The organism is Deltaproteobacteria bacterium (assembly GCA_030654105.1).
Classification (GTDB): Bacteria; Desulfobacterota; SM23-61; order SM23-61; family SM23-61; genus JAHJQK01.
Map to the genome: position 1 here is coordinate 20,383 of JAURYC010000312.1, position 7,235 is coordinate 27,617.

A 7,235-nucleotide genomic window follows, 5' to 3' on the forward strand; every position below is an offset into this window, starting at 1 on the left:
TAACGCAAGGGAAAATGGCTCTCGCTGAAGGTGACCCAAGGTGGAAATCTTTGCCACCAATTAATAGCTTCCTTCTGCAGGCGGCTCTCCTGCCTTGCCTTCCGGTAAATTGTGGCCGGTTTCAGCAAAACTTCTCAGTGGATATTCAAGTGAAGCAAGTCTTCGGTTTTTGATCCCGTTTTTAATATGACTATTTTTCCTGTCCGGCCCCCGCCAGAGTGGCAAAACGACCTTGGCGCAAATGATTTCGGAGGAATTTGCCAATCGTCTCTACCTCAACTGGGATATTCCCGAAGACCGAACCCGCTTGCTTGAAAATCCGTTCTTCTTCCAGGAAATCGAACGCCGCAATAGCTCGCTGCCGTTAATCGTATTCGACGAGATTCATAAATACCGGGACTGGAAAAACTACCTGAAAGGAGTTTACGATCGCTTTCACAGGGAATTTAAGTTTTTAGTCAGCGGGAGCGGGCGATTGGATATTTATCAGAAAGGTGGGGACTCTCTGGCCGGACGATACTATCTTTTCCATCTCTGGCCGTTTACGCTAACCGAATTGGCTGGCGGCGCCCGTGACTTTGACGACTTCAGCAGGCACCTGTTAGACGTCCAAACCGAGAAAGAGGCCGAAAGGAAGAAAGCCTGGTCAAGCCTCGAACAATTCAGCGGATTCCCGGAGCCTTTTCTCAGCGGACGAGACGCCTCCTACCGCAGGTGGTCCAACGCCTATTCTCAGCAACTGATTCGAGAAGATATCCGGGACCTGACCAATATCCAGGCCATCGGTGATCTGGAAACTCTCTACCACTTGCTGCCGTCGAAGGTTGGGAGTCCAATTTCCATTCCGTCTTTGTGCAGAGTCCTCAAACTATCCTACAATACGATCCGCAACTGGCTTTCGGCATTCGAGCGGTTTTTTTTGGTCTTCAGTTTGACGCCCTGGACCCGAAAAATTTCCCGCGCCATCCAAAAGGAGCGCAAAATCTACCTCTGGGATATCCCCCGAATCAAAGATCCCGCTGCCCGATTCGAAAACATGGTGGCCCTGGAACTTTACCGGGCAGTTACCCTTTGGAATGAGATGGGCTGGGGAAGTTTTTCACTGCATTTCATTAAGAATAAGGAACAGCAAGAGGTCGATTTCCTCCTGGCCAATGAAAACCAGCCGTTCCTCTTGGTTGAGACGAAACTTTCCGAAACCCAGCCGTCCCCGGCCCTTCTAAAATTCCAGGCGTTTTTAGACGTACCTGCCGTTCAACTCACCAATATGACCGGGGGTTATCGCCAATTGTCAAAGGACGGTCGGCAAATCCTTGTTGTCCCTGCCTGGCAGTGGCTCTCTGCGATTCCCTGAAACATTGACTGTTATTGATTTCAGCGGCATTTTAGGGACGTAAAACCGATCTTGCAAAGGGGCTAAATCTGCTCTTGACTCTTATTTTGTTTGAAATTTTTGAGCATTTGAATTTTGGATTTGTTTCGGATTTCGATATTCGGATTTCGAGTTTCCCGGCATTCCTATTTGGTTCCGGCTACGCCGGGTTAGGAATTTGACATGTTTGAAGAAAAGATGATAATTTCAGCTTGTTCCCAACAGAGGAGGGAAGCCCATGCCAGAGGCTAACTTCCAACCAATTCTTTCTAACGCAGTTGGACGGTATCCAGGCCTTGCACTTGTAATTAGGGGACGCTGCTTAAATGAGGGAATGGGGGACGTTCGTGCAGAAAGTGCTTGACGGAGGATAAAAGATAGTTCATATTGCAAGGATGCCGAGATCAGCCAGATTAGATGCGCCCGGGGTTTTGCACCATGTGATGGGGCGGGGGATCGAGAAACGGAAGATCTTTCTCGATGATCAGGATCGAGTCGATTTTATTAAGCGATTAGGGGAATTGGTGCAAGAGGGCTCGATGGATATCCATGCGTGGGCCATTCTCCCTAACCATTTTCATATACTGTGTAAGACCAAGAAACAGCCATTGTCTGCCAGCATGCGGAAGTTGCTGACTGGGTATGCAGTGCATTTCAATAGGCGGCATAGGAGGCATGGACATCTGTTTCAGAATCGGTATAAGTCCATCGTGTGCCAGGAGGATACTTATTTGGCGGAGTTGGTTCGTTATATCCATTTGAATTTGCTGCGGGCCGGGGTAGTCAAAGATCTCCGAGAATTGAATTATTGTCCTTGGTCAGGCCACTCGGCTTTGATGGGGAATATGGATGGGAGAGAATGGCAGAGTAGGGATTATGTTTTATCCTATTTTGGAAGGGGGAGAGGAGGGCGGCGGAATTATTTGAAGTTTGTGGAAGAGGGAATTTTATTGGGGAGGAAGCCGGAGTTAGTTGGGGGCGGCTTGGTGAGGAGTTTGGGGGGTTGGTCTTCGGTAATCGCCCTGCGGAGGCGAGGGGAGAAGCAGGTATCGGATGAGAGGATATTAGGGGATGGTGATTTTGTAGAGGCGATATTGGCTGAATCGGGGGGTATGGGAAAAGAGAATTTGAGAATAGGACAGAAGAAAGTGAGTTTATGGTCTTTGGCGGAGGTGGTTTGTAAAGAACATGGGGTAGATTTGAAGGAGTTGCGGTCGGGTAGTCGCCGGCATGTGGTTGTGGAGGCGCGGCAGGAGTTATCGCGGCTTGCGGTAATGGATCATGGGTATTCTGGGGCGGAGGTGGCGCGCTACCTTGGGGTTACGAATTCTTGTATTACCCGCCCGCTTTCCTTGGGGGGCAAGAAAGTCTGATGAATTGAAGGGGAGACCGTTAGGCAATTTCTGCACGAACGTCCCCCTCTTCGTCCCCCTCTTCGCAGCATGATGATATCCACCGAGGCCGTCTTCCGCTTCGATCGGAAGACCAAGGAGGTGTACCTGGAATCCCTTCTCCCGGGGGTGGACCTCAAAAAAGTCACATCCAAAGTACCCTGGGACCTGCGGGTGGCCGACCCGCTGAAACCATTTCCAACCCCGACCGAGGAGGAGATCGACTACATCCGCACCTTCGCCCCCCAGCACTGCATCCCCCGCGAGATCATGATGGAACTGGCCGTCAAGAAATTCTTCGAGTTTGCGGGGGGAAAACGTAAGGGAAAGTCAGGTCAAGGCGAAGGGGGGATGAAAGGTTTCAGCGGCGAGTTTCCAATTTGATTTTTCTTGACCAAACTTAGAGATTTTGAATGCTCAAATTATAGGGAGGTGCTACATGGAGAAATTCTTTATATTAACCGCTGCATTTTTCGTCGCCCTGGCATTTCAAGCGGGCGCCCAGCAAGGATTGGAGAGCGATCTGATCAAAACATCCGCCGGGGACCTGAAGATTACCTTCATCGGCCATGGAAGCCTGGTGTTTGCCTTTGGGGGAAAGGTGATCCATGTCGATCCGGTAAGCAAGGAGGCCGATTACACCAAGCTGCCGAAGGCCGACCTGATTCTGGTGACCCATCATCACGGGGATCACCTGGATGCGAAGTCGCTGGATGTCCTGCGCACCGAAAAAACCTTTCTGGTATTGACAGAGATCTGCGCCCAGCAGGTGAAGGGCGGCATGGTGATGAAAAATGGAGAGGTAAAAAATGTAGGCGGCCTGAAGATAGAGGCTGTGCCCGCCTATAACCTCGTCCACATGCGCAGCGAAGGCAAGCCGTTCCATCCCAAGGGGGAGGGAAACGGGTACGTGATCACCTTCGGGGACAAGAGAGTCTATGTGGCCGGGGACACCGAGAACATCCCGGAGATGAAAAAACTGGAGAAGATCGACGTCGCCTTCCTGCCCATGAACCTTCCCTTTACCATGACGCCGGAGATGGTGGCGGACGCCGCCAAGGCTTTCAAACCCAGGGTCCTCTATCCATACCACTTCGGGGAGACGGATACCTCAAAGCTTTTGGGGCTGCTGAAAGAGAGCAAAGAGATCGAGGTGCGCATCCGGAAGATGAAGTAATTGGGCTTCCTTGGTTCTTGGATGGGAAATTCAAAGAGGTTCGCGCACCGACTCAGCTGGCCGGATTGGGAGAAAGAATCAAGATGAAAAAACGTAAGTTGGGAAATTCCGGGTTGGAGGTTTTTCCGCTCGCCTTTGGGGGGAACGTCTTTGGATGGACTGCGGACGAGGCCATGTCCTTCAAATTATTGGATGCCTTTGTGGACTCCGGGCTTAATTTCATCGATACCGCGGATGTCTACTCCAAGTGGGCCCCGGGCAACCGGGGTGGAGAATCCGAGACCATCCTGGGCAAATGGCTCAAGCGGCCCGGAAACCGAAAAAAGGTGATCCTCGCCACAAAGGTCGGAATGGAAATGGGCCCGAACAAGAAGGGGCTCTCCAAGTCCTATATTATGCTCGCGGTGGAGGATTCCCTAAAACGCCTGCAGACGGACTATATCGACCTGTATCAGTCCCATACCGACGACGCGGATACCCCTTTGGAAGAGACCATCGAAACCTATGGGCAATTGATTCAGCAGGGAAAAGTGAGGGCCATCGGCGCTTCGAACTACAGCGCGGAACGACTTCTTCGGGCTTTGGAGATCAGCCAACAGGGGGGATATCCCAGCTACCAATCCTTGCAGCCTTTTTATAATCTCTATGACCGGGCCGACTATGAAACCAAGCTCGAACCCCTGTGCCGGGAAAAGGGATTGGGGGTGATCAGCTACTACTCCCTGGCCAGCGGCTTTCTCACCGGCAAGTATCGGTCGGAAAAGGATATATCCAAGAGCCCCCGGGGGCAGCGGGCCGGAAAATGCTTGAATGAACGTGGATTCCGAATCCTTGAGGCCCTCGATCGGGTAGCCAAACAGCGCGGATCCACGCCGGCCACGGTCTCCCTGGCCTGGCTGATCGCCCGGCCCGGCATCACCGCTCCCATTGCCAGCGCCACGAACCTGGAACAATTGCACGAATTAATGGCAGCGCCGAAACTCGAATTGGACCCTTCGGAAATAGAGCTTTTGAACCGGGCGAGTGCCTATTCAACCTGAGCCTTGGGTATTAAAAAGAGTCAATGAAGAGCCTGAGGCAAGGTCATGTCATCTTTATGCCGGGCCTGGGAGAGGCAGCAGACAAAGACTCCTATGGCATGAGCAGGCATCCGGTAAGAAGAAAAAAGAGAAGGGAGAGCTTCCATGGCAGATCTTTGCAAACTATCCAGTTTAGTCTTGGGGCGAATGATTGCAGCGAAGGAGGTCAAGCCCTCCGAGGTGATGCAGGCTGTTTTGAATCGGATCGACAAAGTGAATCCGCAGATTAACGCATTTTGCACGGTTGATCCTGATCGGGCAATGGCGGAAGCCAGGGAAGCAGATAAACGGGTGGTCCGGGGAAAGGCCGCAGGACCCCTTTTCGGCGTCCCCGTATCGATCAAGGACCTTATTGAGACCAAAGGCCTTCGAACCACCTTCGGCTCCCTTCACCTTGAGAAGAACGTTCCAGAGGTAGATGCCGTGCTGGTGGAGCGGTTGCGGGCTGCCGGCTGTCCCGTAACCGGAAAGACCAATACCCCTGAATTTGGCGGTAAGTTTGCGACCGATAACGCCGTCTTCGGCGCCAGCCGCAATCCCTGGAATCTGCAGCGGAGCACCGGGGGCTCTTCAGGAGGAGCTGCCGCCCAGGTGGCTGCGGGGATGGGTCCTCTGGCCATAGGGAACGATGGAGGGGGTTCCATCCGTGTCCCCTCCTCCTGTTGCGGAGTGTATGGGCTGAAGCCTCAGTTCGGGCGCATCCCTTCCTGGCCCCGCCACGACAGCTGGAGTACGTTGAACCATGAGGGCCCGATTACCCGAACGGTGCGGGATGCCGCAGCTCTTCTGGATATTCTATCCGGGCCGGATGAACGAGACCGCACCAGCTTGCCGTCTTCAGGGGTAAACTACCTGAAGGCCTGTGAAGGAGACATCCGCGGGCTCAAAGTGGCTTGGAGCCCCGATCTGGGGTATGGAAAGGTGGACCCTCGGGTCAGAGAGATTTGTCAGAAGGCGGTGAAAGCTTTTGGAGAGATGGGCTGTTTTGTGGAAGAGGCCAACCCAGGAATCCCCTGCCCGGATGCGATCTTCTTGAACATCATTGTTCCCCGAATGGTCGTATGGCTGGAGCGAGAATTACCGGAAAATTTCCAGGAGAAAATGGATCCCATGCTTGCGGTTTTCCTTCCCCTGATGAACGCCCTTTCAACCCGGGATGTAATCAAGGCGATCTATGGCGCGGACGCGCTATGGGACAAGATTTCGGTCTTTTTCGCCAAATATGACCTGCTGCTTACGCCAACCATCGCCACTCCCCCCTATGAACTGGGGGTTTTCGGTCCGGCGGAGGTCGCCGGTGAGAAAGTGGGCCCCTTGCTACCCTTCTTTACTTTTCCCTTCAATTTGACAGGGCAACCGGCGGCCAGCATCCCCGCTGGCTTCACCGAAGATGCCTTGCCGGTAGGGCTCCAAATCGTCGGGCGCAGGTATGATGAATCTACCGTGTTGCGGGCTTCAGCCCGTTTTGAAGAGGCCCGGCCATGGGCCGATCGGTGGCCCAAGTTGTAGCGAATGGAGGCTAATGACAGGAGAAGATTGGAGAGATTAGTGGCTTCTTTTCGAGGAAGAAACTTCACTGAGGGAGGGGCGTCGCTAAAAACCCTAAAATTCCTTTCTTAGATGGGAGAGCCTATCAGTAAGCCTTTTTTTTGTCATTGGACGAAGTTTCCTTGACACTGTGTTTAAAGACGAGCAGAAAAGCATTACTTCCTGTTATCCGTAATCCGATTGTTTGCTAAAATATCCAATATTGCAGATGGCAATAAACATCTTGCAACTCCTTGCAACTCCTTGCTTGACGCATCAGTAAAGTGTATGTGATGAATACGAAATTGGAATTGATTTCCCCGATTATATTGAAGGAGGGTCCGGTCGCTATGGTTAAAAAAGACAGGTTTCGGCTGCTGCTCTGCGTATTCTTTTTAAGTGCATTTATTTTTGTATATCCCGCCTTTGCGGAGATCAAGGTCTTCGAGAAGGAAGTGGAGGAGGTCGTCGGTCGGGATCAGAGCCAGGAACAGGTCGAGGCCTTTGCCCTGCAGAAGGCCAAGCGTCTTGCTGTGGAAGAAGCGGGAACTTACATCTCTTCCCTAACAGTCGTGCAAAATTACGTACTGGCCAAAGACGAGGTTACAGCCCTTGCCTCCGGCGTGTTACAGTCCCAGGTTCTCGGTGTGCCTTCAATTGTCATCAAAGAAGGGGTTGTCCACGTGACC

7 protein-coding genes are annotated in these 7,235 nt (G+C 52.4%); all 7 read left to right on the forward strand.

All coding sequences use genetic code 11. The features are described 5' to 3' along the window. Positions 1-199 precede the first annotated feature (199 nt). Positions 200-1,354: an ATP-binding protein gene (locus Q7V48_13685; GenBank protein ID MDO9211778.1), complete on the forward strand. Its 1,155-nt coding sequence runs from the start codon at positions 200-202 to the stop codon at positions 1,352-1,354. A 461-nt stretch (positions 1,355-1,815) separates the two neighbouring features. Beyond that, positions 1,816-2,745, forward strand: coding sequence for a transposase (locus tag Q7V48_13690; protein ID MDO9211779.1), 930 nt, complete (start codon positions 1,816-1,818; stop codon positions 2,743-2,745). 69 nt (positions 2,746-2,814) lie between these two features. Continuing rightward, positions 2,815-3,147: a hypothetical protein gene (locus Q7V48_13695; protein MDO9211780.1), complete on the forward strand. Its 333-nt coding sequence runs from the start codon at positions 2,815-2,817 to the stop codon at positions 3,145-3,147. Between the two features lie 55 nt (positions 3,148-3,202). Further along, positions 3,203-3,940, forward strand: coding sequence for an MBL fold metallo-hydrolase (locus Q7V48_13700; protein MDO9211781.1), 738 nt, complete (start codon positions 3,203-3,205; stop codon positions 3,938-3,940). Between the two features lie 83 nt (positions 3,941-4,023). After that, positions 4,024-4,980: an aldo/keto reductase gene (locus Q7V48_13705; GenBank protein ID MDO9211782.1), complete on the forward strand. Its 957-nt coding sequence runs from the start codon at positions 4,024-4,026 to the stop codon at positions 4,978-4,980. Positions 4,981-5,124: 144 nt separating this feature from the next. Next, positions 5,125-6,528, forward strand: coding sequence for an amidase family protein (locus Q7V48_13710; protein MDO9211783.1), 1,404 nt, complete (start codon positions 5,125-5,127; stop codon positions 6,526-6,528). A gap of 368 nt (positions 6,529-6,896) precedes the next feature. Further along, positions 6,897-7,235: hypothetical protein (locus tag Q7V48_13715; GenBank protein ID MDO9211784.1), on the forward strand; the 339-nt coding region annotated here is incomplete at its 3' end.

Coding starts and splice junctions, on each gene's coding strand:
- Q7V48_13690 (MDO9211779.1), top strand. CDS start 1,816: ATGGGGCGGGGGATCGAGAAACGGAAGATCTTTCTCGATGATCAGGAT.
- Q7V48_13695 (MDO9211780.1), top strand. CDS start 2,815: ATGATGATATCCACCGAGGCCGTCTTCCGCTTCGATCGGAAGACCAAG.
- Q7V48_13700 (MDO9211781.1), top strand. CDS start 3,203: ATGGAGAAATTCTTTATATTAACCGCTGCATTTTTCGTCGCCCTGGCA.
- Q7V48_13705 (MDO9211782.1), top strand. CDS start 4,024: ATGAAAAAACGTAAGTTGGGAAATTCCGGGTTGGAGGTTTTTCCGCTC.
- Q7V48_13710 (MDO9211783.1), top strand. CDS start 5,125: ATGGCAGATCTTTGCAAACTATCCAGTTTAGTCTTGGGGCGAATGATT.